The following is a 16,266-nucleotide window of genomic DNA, read 5'->3' as shown; positions in this document are numbered from 1 at the left end:
CCCGCGTCAGATATGCGCTGCGAGATCGGCGAGGTCTTCGATCAGCACGTTGGTCTGCGCCAGCATGGTCTCGACCTGCGCCACGGCTTCGCTGACCGACAGGCCCCCGGTGTCGAGCACCAGTTCGCTGGCGGTCGGCGGCTGATAGTCGTTGCCGATGCCGGTGAAGTTCGGCAACCCGCCAGCGCGCGCCTTGGCGTAGTGCCCCTTCGGATCGCGCTGTTCGCAGACGTCAGCCGAGGTCGCGACATAAATCTCGCGGAAGCGATCACCGGCGATGCGCCGTGCCGCGGCGCGGTCGGCGAGCGCCGGCGATACTGCTGCGACGATGGCCACGTGGCCATTGGCGGCCAGATGCGCGGCGAGCTCGGCGAGGCGACGGATATTCTCCGCCCGGTCCGCCGGCGAAAAGCCGAGGTCACTGTTCAGTCCGGCGCGTAGCGTGTCGCCGTCGAGCAGGATCGGCGAGCCGCCGCGATCGAACAGCCGCCGCTCGAGCGCCCGCGCGATCGTGGTCTTGCCGGAGCCCGGCAGCCCGGTGAACCACAACACCGCGCCGTTGTGGCGATAGCGCGCGGCGCGTTCGCCCGGCAGCAACGCGGACTCAACCGGAACGATATCGGCGGTCGCGGCGCGCTGGCCGCTGTCGACGCTGAGCACCAGACCGCCGCCCGCGATCCGGCCGTTGATTTCGATCACCAGCCGCCCGGTGCGCGGATTGCTATCGGCGGGATCGGCCGCGACCGGCTGCGATAGCGACAGATCGATCTCGCCGACATGGTTGCGTTTGATCTCGGATGCGGCCTCGCTGGCGAGATCGCCGGGATCGACCGCCTTCTCGATCGCCACGACGTTCGCGCGGGTCTCGCGGGTGCCGAGCCGCACCAGCACCGAGGCGCCGGCGGTGAGCGGCTGATCGTGCAGCCAGAAAATCCGCGCGCGCAGCCGGCGGGTGTCGCGCGGAGCATTGCCGGCATGACCGATCACATCGCCGCGCTCGACGAACAGTTCACGGTCGAGCGTAATGCCGACCGAACGGCCGGCACCGAACGCGCCGGCAAGCGGCGTTACCGGCCAACCTTCGACGGTCTTGATCTTGGCAATCTTGCCGGCCGGCATGATGACGATGTCGTCACCCGCCCGCAGATGCCCGGATTCAATACGGCCGGCGACGATACGGCGATCGTCGAACTTGTAGATCGCCTGCACGGCGAGCCGCAGCGGCAGCGCGTCGAGCGGCTGCGCCGGCGTCAGCTTGTCGATCGCCTCGACTACGGTCGGGCCGCTGTACCAGGCGATGTTGTCGGTGCGCGCCGCCACGCCATCGCCCTCACGGGCCGAGATCGGAATCACGGCGGTCGGCGTCACGCCAAGCGAGGTCAGATGCGCAGTGATCTCGTTGCTGATATCGCCGAACCGCGCGGCCGAAAACTCGACGCGGTCCATCTTGTTGACCACCACGGCGACCTGCTTGATGCCGAGCAGCTGCAGCAGATAGCCGTGACGCCGCGTCTGATCGCGCACGCCTTCGAGCGCGTCGATGATCAGCACCGCGCCATCGGCCTGCGAGGCGCCGGTGATCATGTTGCGCAGGAATTCGGCGTGGCCGGGCGCGTCGATCAGCACCACATCGCGCGACGGCGTGCGGAAGCGGATCTGGGTGGTGTCGATGGTGATGCCCTGGTCGCGCTCGGTCTGCAGCGCATCGAGCAGGAACGACCACTCGAACGGCATGCCGCGGCGGGCACTGACCGCCTTCAGCATCTCGAGCTTGCCTTCGGGCAGCGAGCCGGTTTCGTGCAGCAGGCGGCCGACCAGCGTCGACTTGCCGTGGTCGACGTGGCCGACGATGACGATGCGCACCAGCGGACGAACGGCGTCGGCGGCGAGCGAGGCGGGCGGAACGGCGATGGTCATGGCGTCACTCACGGGTACTGATCACAGATAGCCGGCGACACGAAGCCGCTCGAACGCGTCCTCGGTTTCGTGGTCGAGCGCACGGCCGGCGCGCTCCGGCACCTTTGTGGTCTCGAGTTCGAGCAGGATCTCGTCGATCGATGCGGCGTTCGACTCTACCGGGAAGGTGATGTCCTGATCGCCGAGCGAGCGGTAGCGCTTGCCGTTCTGCGACAGATACAGCGGGATGATCGGGATGCCTTCGCGCTTGGTGTAGGCCCAGATGTCGGCCTCCGTCCAATGCAGGATCGGGTGGATGCGCAAATGCGCGCCGGGCGGCGGCGAGGCGTTGAACTGATCCCAGAATTCCGGCGGCTGGTCACGGACATCCCACCCGCCCTCGGTGCCGCGCGGCGAGAACACCCGCTCCTTGGCGCGAGTGGCTTCTTCGTCGCGGCGGATGCCGGCGATCAGTCCGTCGAAGCCGTATTTGGCCAGCGCGAGCTTGAGGCCTTCGGTCTTGCGCGCAGCGGAGCGTGCAGCCGGCGGCAACGTCGGATCGACGCTGTCGATCGGCGGGCATGGATCGACACGCAGATCGAGATCCCATTCCTTCGCGTAGGTATCGCGGAACGCGTACATCTCGGGAAATTTCTTGCCGGTATCGACGTGAAGCGCCGGAAACGGGACGCGGCCGAAGAACGCTTTCCGTGCCAGCCAGATCATCACGTTGGAGTCTTTGCCGAGCGACCACAGCAGCGCCAGCTTCTTCAGCCGGGCGAACGCCTCGCGCAGGATGTAGATGCTCTGCGCCTCCAGCGCGTCGAGGTGATCCATCGCGCGGAGCTGATCAGCAAGCGGCGGCTCAGGCACCAAACTCCGCTCAGGGACCGAAACCAGGGCGGCGGTTTCTCGCGCAGCGAGCGTCATGACAAGCTCCCGAATTGGCGGTCCGGATCAGCGCCGGGCCGGTCGTGGCTACAGGTTCGAAACGCCGTCCGAAGCAGCAGGAGAACGGGCATCTCTGGAACGCGTAAAACGGAGATGGAATTTCTCTTTCGAATGCCATCAGCAGAAAGAATAATTTTCTATCGATGGCGCTTGTAAGATACATAGATAGAAAATATTTCTAGTCAATCCTCCTTCGTGGTCGGGCGAGATGCTGAGCACAATGGCGGAGTGATCGACCGTGATGATCAGGACGTTGTGACCTCAGGACGTAGTGACCGATGACCGAGCTGGCGCAATCTCTCCCCCTCTCCACTCCCGCCTCCACGGGCGTGGAGACGCGCGCGCATGCGCTCGATGCCGCGCTGCGAACCGCCTCGCCGGCCGAAGTCATCGCCGCAGCGCTCCGCGAAATCGGCCGCGATAGACTGGCGCTGGTGTCGTCATTCGGCACCGAGTCCGCCGCACTGTTGAAAGTGATGGCAGACGTCGATCCGGCAATCCCTGTGGTGTTTCTCGATACCGGCTGGCTGTTCGAAGAGACCCTCGCCTATCGCGATACGCTCGCCGACGTGCTCGGCCTGCGCGACGTACGCTCGATCAAGCCGCTCGAGGCCGATCTCGATCGCGACGATGCGGCACGCGAGTTATGGTTTTCCGATCCGGACAAATGCTGCCTGATCCGCAAAGTCGAACCGCTGAAGCGGGCGCTGGCGCCGTTCGACGGCTGGATCAACGGCCGCAAGCGCTTTCAGGGCGGCGTGCGCGCCGACATTCCGGTCGTCGAAGCCGACGGCAAGCGGCTGAAATTCAATCCGTTCGCCAATGTCACGCCGACCGACATCGCGGCGATCTACGCCACCGCCAAGCTGCCGCAGCATCCGCTGCTCGCTTCGGGCTTTCTCTCCGTCGGCTGTATGCCGTGTACCAGCCGCGCTGAAGCCGGTGAGGATACGCGCGCCGGCCGCTGGCGCGGACGCGGCAAGACGGAATGCGGCATTCACACGATCAAGACTTCATAGGACATTGCTGTCGCAACTAAGCGAACATTGAAATGCCGTTTCGTTGACTTGGCCCGCTTTGTTCGTGACCTTCGCCCCTCCGCGCCGACGACACCGATGTCGTCAAGCACAATGGAGACAATCGATGCTTCGTCGTTTCTTCCCCATCCTCGCCGGCCTGATGGTGGCGACCGCCGCGAACGCGGCCGACGTATCGCTGCTGAACGTGTCGTACGATCCGACGCGCGAGCTGTATGCCGATTTCAACAAGTCGTTCGCCGCCGCGTACCAAAAAGAATCCGGCAACAACGTCACGATCAAGCAGTCGCATGGCGGCTCGGGCGCGCAGGCGCGCTCGGTGATCGACGGCCTGCAGGCGGACGTCGTCACGCTGGCACTCGCCTATGACATCGATGCGATCGCCAACAAGGGCTTGCTGGCGAAGGACTGGCAGAAGCGCCTGCCGCAAAACTCCTCGCCCTACACCTCGACCATCGTGTTCCTGGTCCGCAAGGGCAATCCGAAGGGCATCAAGGACTGGGACGATTTGCTCAAGTCCGGCGTCAGCGTGATCACGCCGAACCCGAAAACCTCGGGCGGGGCACGTTGGAACTATCTGGCGGCCTGGGGCTACGCGCTCAAGAAGTCGGGCTCGGCCGAAGGCGCGCGTGACTTCGTCGCCAAGCTCTACAAGCAGGTTCCGGTGCTCGACACCGGCGCGCGCGGCTCCACTGTCACCTTTGTCGAGCGTGGCGTCGGCGACGTGCTGCTGGCCTGGGAGAACGAAGCCTATCTCGCCGTGAAGGAATTCGGCGCCGACAAGTTCGAGATCGTGGCGCCGTCAGTGTCGATCCTTGCCGAGCCGCCGGTCGCGGTGGTCGATACCGTCGTCGACAAGAAGGGCACCCGCGCGACCGCCGAAGCCTATTTGAAGTACCTGTACTCCAAGGACGGCCAGGAAATCGCCGCACGGAACTTCTACCGTCCGCGCGATCCGGAGGTTGCCAAGAAGCACGAAGGCGCGTTCGCCAAGGTCGATCTGTTCACGATCGACGATGTGTTCGGCGGCTGGACCAAGGCGCAGACCGAGCACTTCGCCGACGGCGGCGTGTTCGATAAGATCTACAAGAACTGAGCGACGCGGGCGTCGCAGCGCGACCGCTCATTGGGGGTGACATGCTTCACGGCAACGGCAGCGCGCTCCCTCTCCTCGCGCGCGGGGAGAGGGGTGGGGTGAAAGGGCGCTTCAGCGAGTGTGAGCCTGCGTGCGCCATCTTCAGTGCTTCCGCCCGTCATTGCGAGCCGAAGGCGAAGCAATCCAGCTCCGTGCACGACGCTGGATTGCTTCGTCGCTTCGCTCCTCGCAATGACGCCGATGTGGCGTTGGTGCATGTCGATCTACATGGAAGCTTCGCACAGGTGACGCCATGACTGCTGTTGCGCAACGGCGCTCGTTGCCCGGTTTCGGCCTCACAATGGGGCTGACGATCACCTGGCTATCGCTGATGATCCTGATCCCGCTGGCGGGGCTGTTCGTCAAAACTGCCGAGCTGAGCTTCGCCGACTTTTGGTCGACGGTGACGGCGCCGCGCACCCTGCATGCGCTGAAAATCTCGTTCGGCCTGGCGTTCGCCGCAGCCTGCGTCAATCTGGTCGCCGGGCTGCTGATCGTCTGGGCGCTGGTGCGCTACCGTTTCCCGGGCCGCCGGATCTTCGATGCGATCGTCGACATCCCGTTCGCGCTGCCGACCGCGGTGGCCGGCATCGCGCTGACCACGCTGTTCGCGCAGAAGGGCTGGCTCGGTGCACCGCTGGCGGCGCTCGGTATCAAGGTGGCGTTCACGCCGCTCGGCATTTTCCTGGCGATGATCTTCATCGGCATTCCGTTCGTAGTGCGCACCGTGCAACCGGTGCTGATCGATCTCGACACCGAACTCGAAGAGGCGGCCGAATGCCTCGGAGCTTCGCGCTGGCAGACGATCTGGCGCGTCATTCTTCCCTCACTGACGCCGGCGCTGCTCACCGGCTTCGCCCTCGCCTTCGCGCGCGCAGTGGGCGAATACGGCTCGGTGATCTTCATCGCCGGCAACCTGCCCAACGTTTCGGAGATCGCTCCCTTGCTGATTGTGATCCGGCTATCGGAATTCCGTTATGCCGACGCTACCGCGATCGCGGTGGTGATGCTGATCTTCTCGTTCCTGATCATCTTCATCCTCAACCGGATCCAGCACTGGGCGCAGTCCCGGTCGCTGGCCACGGCGTGACGCCATGACGATGATTGCCACCAGTCAAGTCAGGCGTGCAGCGATCGCATCTGCAAACGCCGCCGCGCCCGCCGCCGCCGGACGCCGTTCAGCCCACACCGAGCCGGCTTGGGTGCGGCTGCTGATCATCGGCTTCGCCCTCACCTTCCTCACCGTGTTCGTGGTCCTGCCGCTGATCCTGGTGTTTTCCGAGGCCCTGGCGAAAGGCGTCGCATTTTATCTGTCGGCGCTGGCCGACGAGGAGGCGCTGGCGGCGATCAAGCTGACGCTGATTGCAGCCGGCATTTCGGTCGGCCTCAATCTGGTGTTCGGTGTCATCGCCGCCTGGGCGATCGCAAAGTTCGACTTTCCCGGCAAGACTTTCCTGATCACGCTGATCGACCTGCCGTTCTCGGTCTCGCCCGTCATCTCCGGCCTCGTCTTCGTGCTGCTGTTCGGCGCGCAGGGCTGGTTCGGACCATGGCTGATGGCGCATGGCGTCCAGATCCTGTTCGCGGTGCCGGCGATCGTGCTGGCGACGACCTTCGTCACCTTCCCGTTCGTGGCGCGCGAACTGATCCCGCTGATGCAGGAGCAGGGCCAGCAGGAAGAAGAAGCCGCGATCTCGCTCGGCGCCAGCGGCTGGACCACGTTCTGGCGCGTCACGCTGCCGAACATCAAATGGGGCCTGCTTTACGGCGTGCTGCTGTGTAACGCCCGCGCAATGGGCGAGTTCGGCGCTGTGTCGGTTGTCTCCGGCCATATCCGCGGCGAGACCAACACCATGCCGCTGCTGGTCGAAATTCTCTACAACGAGTACCAGATGGCCGCCGCGTTCGCGGTCGCTTCGCTGCTGGCGCTGTTGGCGCTGGTGACGCTGATCGTCAAGACCGTGCTGGAAGGCCGCATCGAAGAGGGACTGCATCCCGATGACCATTGAAGTCCGCAACATCGTCAAGGAATTCGGCAGCTTCCGCGCACTCGACAATGTCGACCTGCGGGTCGAGACCGGCGAGCTGATGGCACTGCTCGGCCCCTCCGGCTCCGGCAAGACCACGCTGCTGCGGATCATTGCCGGCCTCGAATGGCCGGACTCCGGCGTGGTGACGATCGACGGCGAAGACGCGCTGGCCCACGGCGCGGCCGAGCGCCACGTCGGCTTCGTATTCCAGCACTACGCGCTGTTCCGGCACATGAACGTGTTCGAGAACGTCGCGTTCGGCCTGCGCGTCCAGCCGCGCAAGATCCGCAAGAGCGAAGCGGAGATCAAGAAGCGGGTCGGCGATCTGCTCGATCTGGTGCAGCTCGGCTGGCTTGCCGATCGCTATCCGAACCAATTATCCGGCGGTCAGCGCCAGCGTATCGCGCTTGCCCGCGCGCTGGCGATCGAGCCCCGCATCCTGCTGCTCGACGAGCCGTTCGGCGCGCTCGATGCCAAGGTGCGCAAAGAACTGCGCGCCTGGCTGCGCAATCTGCACGAGGAGATTCACGTCACCTCGATCTTCGTGACGCACGACCAGGAAGAGGCGCTCGAAGTCGCCAACCGCGTGGTGGTGATGGACAAAGGCCGGATCGAACAGATCGGCTCGCCCGGCGATGTCTATGAGCGCCCGGCATCCGCCTTCGTGCACGGCTTCATCGGGGAGTCGATCGTGCTGCCGGTCGAGGTGCGTGACGGGCGAGTTCGGCTCGGCGACCGTGACCTCGATCTCACCGCGCAGGACACCGCCGCCGGCCCGTCCAAGCTGTTCGTCCGTCGCCACGACGTGACGGTTGGCCCGAGCGGCAGCGGCGTGTTCGAAGGTGCGGTGAAAGCCGTACGTGCGTTCGGCCCGATGCAGCGCGCCGATATCGTGCTGAGCGGCCTCGGTGGCGATACGCTGATCGAGATCGACGCCCCGCGGGATCACTCCCTCAAGGTCGGCGACCGGATCGGCCTGCAGCCCCAGCGCTACCGTATCTTCGCCGACCGTTAGGCCTTGGCTCTTCCGGTTGTGCAGCGCGGCTCGCAGACCTGCGGGCCGCTAGAGCGTTTCACGTTTTGATGGAAGCGTATCCAGCGTTGTTGAAGTAATTGCTGCATTCGGCGGCGGGAATCGTGCCCACGAGGTGGCCGATGTAGTCGCAGGCGGCGTCGATGGTGCGCTTCTGGGCGACGCGCATCCAGTGCTTGATCTTGGCGAAGACCTGCTCGATCGGGTTGAGGTCGGGAGAGTACGGCGGCAGGTACCACAGCCTGGCGCCGGCTCCTCTGATCATCTGGCGGACGGTTGGAGACTTGTGGCTTCCGAGATTATCCATGACGACGATGTCGCCGGGTTTGAGCACCCCAACGAGTTGCTGTTCGACATAGGCACGGAAGCTCTCGCCGTTGATCGGGCCGTCGAACACGCAAGGCGCCGTGAGGCGGTCGCAGCGCAGGGCGCCGAGAAAAGTCAGCGTGCGCCAATGGCCGTGTGGCGCAAAGCTGCGCACCCGCTCGCCCTTCGGTCCCCAGCCGCGTAGTGGGGCCATGTTGGTCTTGATCCAGGTCTCGTCGAGGAAAACCAGCCGACCAGGGTCGAGGCGGTCCTGAAAGCTGCGCCAGCGCTGTCGCCGCCACGCGACATCGGCACGGCCCTGTTCAAGAGCGAACAGTGTTTTTTTTGAAGCTGAGCCCCTCTCGCTTCATGAAGGTCCACACCGCATTGTGGGACACCTTCACGCCTCGCGCGGCGAGTTCGTCCTTCAGCCCATGCAGCGTCAGATGTGGCATCTGCCTGATCCGCTCCACGATGAACGCGCGATGCGGCTCCAGTATAGGCTTGCGGTGTCCACCCATCTTGCCCGGCGCCACCGATCCCGTCTCGCGATAACGCTGGCACCACTTCACGACGGACGACACCGCGACAGCAAACCGGGCCGCTACAGCATGACAGCTCTCGCCGGCCTCAACTGCCGCCACGGCTCGTTCACGAAGATCATTGGAAAGAGGTCGGACCATCGATGCTGGCCTCCGATCCAGCCAGCATCTTGAATCACAAAACCCCGCCCGCCGGAATCCCTCTCGATTCAATCAAGCGATGAACCGCTCTAGAGTTCGGCTCGTCCGATTAGGCCGAGACCGCGCGCGCACTTACCAATCTACCGATCCCACGATTGCGCAACGGTCGACGAGCTCGCGGCCAAGCCCCTCTCCTCCACGGCACCTGATTGCAGAGAAGCACCCAGCGCCACCACTGAGCACCTTGCGGCAGATCGAAATCATCATTTTCTCGCCAATGATAATCATTTGATCACCCCAACCGCAGGACTAGGGACGACAATAAGTAATATGTTGCCGCAGCGGTTTGTCGATGAAGAGCACTTCATACTCGCGCAGCGGTCAACACCTGCGACAGAACGCCACAACCTAAACCACTACGGAACACCATGATCCGCACCAGCGCTGCATTGCGCACAGTGCAATTTGATTAGCTATCATCACGAGTTAGTCGCGACAACGACGACTACTCAATCACCGCATCCCAACTCACTCGCTGCATATGCTAACAGATGTGAGTAATTGATCTCGATCAAATACGCGCTTTAGTACGGCATGTGAATTTTGATGACAGATTGTGACTAATTACTTCCCGGACAATTCCGGCAAGCGTCGTGATGCAGGCTGAACCTGCACCAACGGACTTTTTCAAATTGAAATGATCTTCGCTCGACGTCGCCCGCGACACGTGGACGGCGATCGATGGTGGCTGACAAAAAATCATCGTGCTTTGAGCACTTGCGGGGGACGCAATGGGGGGCTCTCGGGGGGCGGCGGCTGCGCGCGACCAAAATCGGCGCGGCCGCCGGAGCTGGATCTCGTCGCTGTTCGTATCGATTGCGCTGGCCTGGGGGACCTGGCCAGCCGGCGCCGAGCCGGCAATGGTCGAGCACACCGCCTTGCCGCATGACGGCCAGGTCGGCGCGGTCGATCCGTCGGTCAATGCGCTGGTCGACTACGTGCGTGGCCTGCAGAACGCCGGCAAGACTGACCAAAACTTCACGCCGGTGCCGGCCCACGGCCTCGCGCTTGGTAACGGACGTGGCGGCGGGCATGGCAGCATATCGGGCCACGGCGCCTCTGCGCATGGTTCACCCCACGGTTCACCACACGGCGCTTCCGCAGCCGGCCCGCGCTTCGACACGCGGTTTGCCGGGCACGTTTCGATCGAGGCCTTGCTGGCGCTTCCCCAGATCGACGGTGGCCCGCAGCTCGACCAGACCCTGCGGTTGGCGGCTTCGCTGCGCCTCGCCACACTCAGTGAGAAGCGCATCCTGCGTTCTCACGCGACCCGCCATACGCTGGCTGCGCGGCTCGCCCGCGAGCCGGACTACGTAGCTGAGATGCCGGAGCCGGTCCGCGATGCCACCACGGTGACCACCTGGGTCGCGCTGGAAAACTTCGACGACACGATCGAACAGCCGAAGCAGTTCGGCTTCATCGAGATCCTCGCCGCCAAGGCGGATGATTCCCGGCCGGTGCTGATGGTGGCGACGCGCGAGCCGAAGGCTGCGGCCGCCGGGCGTGCGCCGATGGTGGCGCCCGCACCGGGCGATCCCGATGGCCGTTACTTCGTCGGCTCCAAGCCGTGCGAGACTTGCCACGCCGGCCTGTTCGACGAATTTCAGCAGACCGTGATGGGCCGCAACATCAAGTCCGGCAAGGTCACGCCGCAGGGCAAGATGGAATGCGAGACCTGCCACGGCCCCGGCTCGGCGCACGTCAATGGCGGCGGCGGCCGCGAGAAGGGCGGCATCCGCTCGTTCCGGCCGACCGACAGCCGCGGCTTCGACGTCGCCGAGGCCAACAGCGTCTGCCTGAGCTGCCACGAGAAGGGCGACCAGACCTATTGGCAGGGTTCGCAGCACGAGACCCGCGGCCTCGCCTGCGTCAACTGCCACACCGTGATGCGCAAGGTGTCGCCGCGCAATCAGCTCAAGACCGTGCAGGTGATGGACACCTGCTTCCAGTGCCACAAGGATCGCAAGGCGCAGGTGCAGCGCAGCTCGCACATGCCGATCCGCGAAACCAAAATCACCTGCGTCAACTGCCACAACCCGCACGGCAGCGCGACCGAGAAGCTGCTGCGCGAGGCGACCGTCAACGACACTTGCTACACCTGCCACGCCGACAAGCGCGGACCGTTCCTGTTCGAACATCCGCCGGTCCGCGAGAACTGCTTGAATTGCCACGAACCGCACGGCTCCAACCACGAGTCGCTGCTGATCGTTGCGCGGCAGCGGCTGTGCCAGCAGTGCCATACCAACCCGCACAACCAGCCAGGTCTGCCGACGTCGGCGCGCTGGGCGGTCGGGAACGCCTGCCAGAATTGTCACAACAACATCCACGGCTCCAACGCGCCGTCTGGATCGCGCTGGCACCGATAGCTCGGGCCAGGGACAGCGACGGCTGCGGCCGCCGTCGCTCGCCACACCAACAAGCCGCCAAGGGTGATGGAACGACTCGCGCGAAGGGGGGCCTTTGAAATGGCGTTTAGGCAATTCCTGCTGACGTCCGCCGCAATCTCCGTGGTGACCGCAATGCCGTTGAGCGCGACCGCCGAAACGGCGGCCAAGGAGGAGCCGGCGCGCTCGATCCCCGATTTCGATGCGGCCCATGGTGGCTGGTCATATTCGGGCGAATTCGAAGCCGGCTGGCGCTCGTTCATCCAGCGCCCGCCGAAATCGGCGACGCCCTGGGTATCGCCGACCAATCCGGCCGGCGGCGGCGATCGCAACAACCGTTCCAAGTTCGAAGAGTACGGCCGGATCGCGCCGGGATTTTACGCCGAATATCTGCGGATGACGCTGCAGACCAAGGATGGCACCTACTGGAACGAGCTCCGCGCCGACAATATCGGCAACAACAACCAGCGCTACGTCTTCGACTTCTCGAAAGCCGGCGAGCATTACCTCACCCTGGGTTGGGACGAGATCCCGCATCTCTACAACACCAGCGCGCTGAACATCTGGAACGGCATCGGCACCACGACGCTGACCACGCCGGTCACCATCCCCGGCAACAGCCTGTCGATCGTCGCACCCGCGACTACTACCACGGCCGCGCAGCGCGCCGCGGTCACCAATGCGCTGGCCGGCAAGACCAACCTGATCGACGTCGGCATCGATCGCCGCAAGGGCAGCGCAGCCTATCGCTGGACCCCCGATCCGAACTGGGACGTCAAAGCCAACTATTCGCACGAGACCCGCGAAGGCACACAGATCGCGGGCTTTCCGATCGGCGGCCTCGCCGCCACCGGGCTGCAGCAGATGCAGGCGCCGCGGCCGATCGACGACACCACCCAGATCGGCAAGCTCAGCGGCCAGTACTTCGGTCCGACGCCGTGGGGCGGTCACTACAACGTCCAGGTCGGCGGCGGCTTCTCGCTCTACGACAACAGCTTCAGTTCGTTCACGGTACAGAATCCGTTCTTCGACCCCGCCAATCCGCGGGTGTTCTCGCCGGCGGCGCGGATCAGCCTGATGCCGAGCAATCAGGCCTACAACACCGGCGTCACCACCGGCATCGACCTGCCGTTCAAGACGCGCTGGAACAGCACGTTTCAATACACCACGATGCGGCAGAACGAAGCCTTCATGCCGTTCACCGTCAATCCCAACATCACGACCTTCCTGCTGCCGGCTTCGAGCCTCAACGGCGAGGTCAACACCGCGCTCTACAACACCACTGCCACCACCCAGTGGACGCCGGAATTCCGCACCACCACACGCTATCGCTACTACGACAACGACAACCAGACGCCGGAATTGCTGATGCCAAATTACGTGGTCGAGGATTCGTCCGCCACCGGCATCGCCGCCGGCATCCCACGGCGGTCGCTGTCGATGTCCTACACCAAGCAGAATGCCAGCGGCGAAATGCAGTGGCGCCCCGCCAAATGGGTCACATTCGGCAGCACGTTTGGCTGGGAGCAGTGGGATCGCTCCCGCCGCGACGCCAACGTCACCAACGAGTTCATCGGCAAGCTGACCGCGGACTTCAAGGTCCACGACATCGCGACGCTGCGCACCAGCGGCCAGTATTCCGAACGCCGCTACGATAATTACGACGGCCTGGCGATGGCGCGCGACACCTATTACAGCGCCACCGCCAACAACGGCACCAACTTGCTGATGCGCAAGTTCGATATGGCGAACCGCAACCAGACCAAGGCCAACGCCTTCCTCGACATTTCCGGCCCGGCCGGCAGCGTGTTTCGGGACTTCGTGATTTCACCGACCGCCGGCCTGCGGTTTGAGGACTACCCGGATGATCCGCTATTCTTCGGCCTGAAGAAGAGCAACACCTGGAACGCCGGCATCGACGTTACCTACAGTTTCACGCTAGGCTCCTCGATCCAGGCGTCGTATCTGTACGAAACCTATGATCGCTTCCAGGTCGGCAGTGGCACGCTGACCAACTCGGCGACCGGCCTGCCCAACGCAACTCCCATCAACGCCTTCGGCAGCAACACGCTCGAGAAGGTGCAGACCATCCTGATCGCCAGCACGCTCGAACTGATCCCCGGTGTGCTCGATTTCAAGCTCGGCTATGCGATCTCGTTCTCGCACGAAGATTGGGACTACGGCCCTTATAACGGCTACGCGATGCTGGCGAATGCCGGTGGCAGCGTATATCGGCCGTTCCCGACGGTGTCGGCCAACTATCAACGGCTCGATGCGTCGCTGAAGCACACCATCGATCCGTCGATCGTGGCGAAGCTGGGCTGGACCGGTGAAGTCTACGTCAAGGCGCGTTACATCTGGGAGCGCAACAGCGTCGACAATTGGCAGCAGGATCTGATGTCGCCCTATTTGTATCTGGTCGACACCACGCTGGCGCGGATGATCGACATGGGCGCCACCAATCCGAATTACGACGCGCAATACTTCCAGGTCTCACTCAACGCCAAATGGTGAGCGGCAACGCCGCGATGTGGCGCCGCCTTGCGACAGGATCGGCTCGCACGCGAACGCGGCGAGCTTGCAGCCGGCGGCAAAGACGTGGCTGCCGGCCGATGCCAACCAACGTCAACAACAATGGGAGGACGACAGACGATGAACGACAGACGCAATGACCAGCCGCCGCTGTCGCGGCGCAAGTTGCTGAAGGCCGGTGTCGGTGCCGCGGGCGTCGCCGCGATGCTCGGCGCCGGCGTGGCTGCGGCGAATGCCCAGGTCACCAAGAAAGCCTCGCACAAGGATGCCGGCTATCAGGAGTCGCCGAACGGTGCCAAGCGCTGCGGCACCTGCCGCCAGTTCCGGCCGCCGAGCTCGTGCATCACGGTCGAAAGCCCGATCAGCGAGAACGGCTGGTGCCGCCTCTACGCCGGCAAGGCATAACGCGCCGCTGATCACGTCATCTGCTGCGCAACGACGAGCGGCGCAGCGGTCGCAAGCTCCGGGTCCGATACAGTCGGAGGCGGAGCTTGCGTCATTGCGGGCGCCTGCCCGATCAGCAACGCCCTCGCCGGCGCATGGTCGATGAACTGCGCCCGCTTCAGCGGAGCGCGATCACGCGTCGGCGGTCTCGCGGACCAGGATGCGTTCGCGCAACGTCGGCTTGTGCACCTTGCCGGTGGCGTTGCGCGGCAATGCTTCGACGAAGCTGACGCGCTGCGGACACTTGAACCGCGCCAGCCGCTCGCGGCAGTGCGCCAGCAGCTTCGCCTCGCTCAGCTCTTGGCCGGGTTTGAGCGCGACCACCGCGACGCCGGTTTCGCCCCATTGCGGATCGGGCGCGCCGATCACTGCCGCTTCGGCAATCTCCGGCAGCTGGTACAGAACGTCCTCGACCTCGGCGGGGTAGACGTTCTCGCCGCCCGAAATGTACATGTCCTTGGTGCGGTCGACGATATAATAGAAGCCTTCGTCGTCGACTCGCGCAGCATCGCCGGTGTGCAACCAGCCGTCGGTGAACGAGGTGCGGTTGGCGTCCGGCCTGTTCCAATAGCCGGGGGTGATGTTCGGGCCCTTCACCCAGAGTTCGCCCATCTCGCCCGGCTTCACTGGCTCGCCATCGGGACCGACGATCTTCAGGTCGGCGTGCAGCACCGGCTTGCCGGCCGAGCCGGCCTTGCGCGCGGCATCGTCGGCGTCGAGCATCAACACTGCAGGGCTGGTCTCGGTCATGCCGTAGCCCTGGACCAGGGCACAGCCGCGCTCCTGCCAGATCTTCAATAGCGGCACCGGCATCGGCGCGCCGCCGACGCCGGCGATCTGCAGCCGCGACAGGTCGGTCGCAGCGAACGCCGGATGCTGGCACATGAACTGATAGATCGAGGGCACCCCGAAGAAATGCGTCAGCCCGACCGACGGATCCCCGATGATCGACAGCGCAGCGCCCGGATCGAATGCGCGCATCAGCAGGGTGGTGCCGCCGGCGTGCAGCACCGGATTGGTGTAGCAATTCAGCCCGCCGGTGTGGAACAGCGGCAGGACGCAGAGAAACACCGTGCGCTGCGAGATGAACGCGGGGATGCCGAGATTGACCGCGTTGATGAAGGTCATGCCATGGGTAATCATGGCGCCCTTCGGCTTTCCGGTGGTGCCGGAGGTGTACATGATGGTCGAGACGTCATCGAGCGTCACCGGCTCGGCGGCGCCGAGACGCGGCGAACTCGCCAGCGCGGCCTCATAGGCCGGACCGAACGCCAGCAGATGCGGCACGCCGCACGCGGCCTTCAACTCCGCCGCCATCGGTGCCAGCTCGTCGTCATGCGCCAGCACCCGCGGCGCGGCATCGCCGACGATATAGGACAGTTCGTGCACCGTGAGGCGGACGTTGAGCGGCACGAAGATCGCGCCGAGCCGGAAGCAGGCGAACTGCACCTCCAGCGTCTCGACCGCATTCAGCGCCAGCACCGCGACGCGGTCGCCGCGGCCGACGCCGAGCGTTGCGAGATGCGCCGCCAGCCGGTCGACCCGCTCGTCCATCGCCCGGTAGCTGATGTTTCGGCTGGTGGCGAGATCGACCACCGCGATCCGCTCCGGGCGGACCTCGGCGTGATGGGCGATCCAGTCGAAGTAAGCGAAGCTCATCGGTTTTCTCCCTCGGAAGGCCGGCGGCTCTTGATGGCCGTCTCGACGAGGGAAGTGAAAGCGCGGGCCGGCGGGAAGTCAATCGCCGCTTCTTGTGCGGCGCAACTAACTGCCGC

12 protein-coding genes are annotated in these 16,266 nt (G+C 64.5%); 8 read left to right on the top strand and 4 right to left on the bottom strand.

Features of this window, described 5'->3' with window-relative positions:
• Positions 1 to 6: 6 nt before the first annotated feature.
• Together cysC and cysD are read right to left on the bottom strand one after the other, a co-directional pair.
• Positions 7 to 1,917, bottom strand: coding sequence for an adenylyl-sulfate kinase (gene cysC, locus LRC39_RS03885; RefSeq protein WP_346296398.1), 1,911 nt, complete (start codon positions 1,915 to 1,917; stop codon positions 7 to 9).
• Positions 1,918 to 1,938: 21 nt separating this feature from the next.
• Complete coding sequence (cysD, locus tag LRC39_RS03880; protein ID WP_413776092.1) at positions 1,939 to 2,826, bottom strand: sulfate adenylyltransferase subunit CysD; 888 nt, start codon at positions 2,824 to 2,826, stop codon at positions 1,939 to 1,941.
• Between the two features lie 299 nt (positions 2,827 to 3,125).
• On the opposite strand from cysD, the gene LRC39_RS03875 reads away from it, so the two are divergent.
• From LRC39_RS03875 to LRC39_RS03855, 5 genes are all read left to right on the top strand, one after another.
• A complete protein-coding gene (locus LRC39_RS03875; RefSeq protein WP_346296397.1) occupies positions 3,126 to 3,866 on the top strand; it encodes a phosphoadenylyl-sulfate reductase in 741 nt (246 codons plus the stop codon).
• A gap of 124 nt (positions 3,867 to 3,990) precedes the next feature.
• Complete coding sequence (locus LRC39_RS03870; RefSeq protein ID WP_346296396.1) at positions 3,991 to 4,980, top strand: sulfate ABC transporter substrate-binding protein; 990 nt, start codon at positions 3,991 to 3,993, stop codon at positions 4,978 to 4,980.
• 292 nt (positions 4,981 to 5,272) lie between these two features.
• Entirely contained in the window at positions 5,273 to 6,109 is an 837-nt protein-coding gene (gene cysT / locus LRC39_RS03865; RefSeq protein ID WP_346296395.1) for a sulfate ABC transporter permease subunit CysT, read from the top strand.
• A gap of 4 nt (positions 6,110 to 6,113) precedes the next feature.
• Positions 6,114 to 7,028: a sulfate ABC transporter permease subunit CysW gene (gene cysW / locus LRC39_RS03860; RefSeq protein WP_346296394.1), complete on the top strand. Its 915-nt coding sequence runs from the start codon at positions 6,114 to 6,116 to the stop codon at positions 7,026 to 7,028.
• Positions 7,018 to 8,064, top strand: a complete 1,047-nt coding sequence (locus tag LRC39_RS03855) for a sulfate/molybdate ABC transporter ATP-binding protein (protein ID WP_107342933.1) — start codon at positions 7,018 to 7,020, stop codon at positions 8,062 to 8,064. The genes cysW and LRC39_RS03855 overlap by 11 nt, the downstream gene beginning before the upstream one ends.
• 58 nt (positions 8,065 to 8,122) lie before the next feature.
• On the opposite strand, the gene LRC39_RS03850 is transcribed toward LRC39_RS03855, so the two are convergent.
• A protein-coding gene (locus tag LRC39_RS03850; protein ID WP_346297470.1) for an IS630 family transposase occupies positions 8,123 to 9,071 on the bottom strand; the annotation gives its coding sequence in 2 pieces (ribosomal slippage) (positions 8,123 to 8,734 and positions 8,736 to 9,071; 948 coding nt in all).
• Between the two features lie 920 nt (positions 9,072 to 9,991).
• On the opposite strand from LRC39_RS03850, the gene LRC39_RS03845 reads away from it, so the two are divergent.
• From LRC39_RS03845 to LRC39_RS03835, 3 genes are all read left to right on the top strand, one after another.
• Positions 9,992 to 11,497 carry a DmsE family decaheme c-type cytochrome gene (locus LRC39_RS03845; RefSeq protein ID WP_430624921.1) on the top strand — a complete coding sequence of 502 codons (1,506 nt, stop codon included), beginning with the start codon at positions 9,992 to 9,994 and terminating at the stop codon, positions 11,495 to 11,497.
• A gap of 99 nt (positions 11,498 to 11,596) precedes the next feature.
• Positions 11,597 to 14,029 (top strand): MtrB/PioB family decaheme-associated outer membrane protein, encoded by a 2,433-nt coding sequence (locus LRC39_RS03840; protein ID WP_346296392.1) that lies wholly within the window; start codon positions 11,597 to 11,599, stop codon positions 14,027 to 14,029.
• Positions 14,030 to 14,167: 138 nt separating this feature from the next.
• The gene (locus LRC39_RS03835; RefSeq protein ID WP_346296391.1) at positions 14,168 to 14,452 is read left to right on the top strand and encodes a high potential iron sulfur protein; all 285 of its coding nucleotides are present in this window, start codon (positions 14,168 to 14,170) and stop codon (positions 14,450 to 14,452) included.
• Positions 14,453 to 14,623: 171 nt separating this feature from the next.
• On the opposite strand, the gene LRC39_RS03830 is transcribed toward LRC39_RS03835, so the two are convergent.
• Positions 14,624 to 16,150, bottom strand: a complete 1,527-nt coding sequence (locus LRC39_RS03830; RefSeq protein ID WP_346296390.1) for an acyl-CoA synthetase — start codon at positions 16,148 to 16,150, stop codon at positions 14,624 to 14,626.
• Positions 16,151 to 16,266 lie beyond the last annotated feature (116 nt).

Source organism: Rhodopseudomonas sp. P1 (genome assembly GCF_039642825.1).
Lineage (GTDB): Bacteria > Pseudomonadota > Alphaproteobacteria > Rhizobiales > Xanthobacteraceae > Rhodopseudomonas > Rhodopseudomonas palustris_H.
This window is presented reverse-complemented; position numbering and strand designations above follow the sequence as displayed.

Excerpts from the sequence above, each read along its gene's own strand:
- cysC (WP_346296398.1), bottom strand. The coding sequence starts at position 1,917 with ATGACCATCGCCGTTCCGCCCGCCTCGCTCGCCGCCGACGCCGTTCGT.
- cysD (WP_413776092.1), bottom strand. The coding sequence starts at position 2,826 with ATGACGCTCGCTGCGCGAGAAACCGCCGCCCTGGTTTCGGTCCCTGAG.
- LRC39_RS03875 (WP_346296397.1), top strand. The coding sequence starts at position 3,126 with ATGACCGAGCTGGCGCAATCTCTCCCCCTCTCCACTCCCGCCTCCACG.
- LRC39_RS03870 (WP_346296396.1), top strand. The coding sequence starts at position 3,991 with ATGCTTCGTCGTTTCTTCCCCATCCTCGCCGGCCTGATGGTGGCGACC.
- cysT (WP_346296395.1), top strand. The coding sequence starts at position 5,273 with ATGACTGCTGTTGCGCAACGGCGCTCGTTGCCCGGTTTCGGCCTCACA.
- cysW (WP_346296394.1), top strand. The coding sequence starts at position 6,114 with ATGACGATGATTGCCACCAGTCAAGTCAGGCGTGCAGCGATCGCATCT.
- LRC39_RS03855 (WP_107342933.1), top strand. The coding sequence starts at position 7,018 with ATGACCATTGAAGTCCGCAACATCGTCAAGGAATTCGGCAGCTTCCGC.
- LRC39_RS03845 (WP_430624921.1), top strand. The coding sequence starts at position 9,992 with ATGGTCGAGCACACCGCCTTGCCGCATGACGGCCAGGTCGGCGCGGTC.
- LRC39_RS03840 (WP_346296392.1), top strand. The coding sequence starts at position 11,597 with ATGGCGTTTAGGCAATTCCTGCTGACGTCCGCCGCAATCTCCGTGGTG.
- LRC39_RS03835 (WP_346296391.1), top strand. The coding sequence starts at position 14,168 with ATGAACGACAGACGCAATGACCAGCCGCCGCTGTCGCGGCGCAAGTTG.
- LRC39_RS03830 (WP_346296390.1), bottom strand. The coding sequence starts at position 16,150 with ATGAGCTTCGCTTACTTCGACTGGATCGCCCATCACGCCGAGGTCCGC.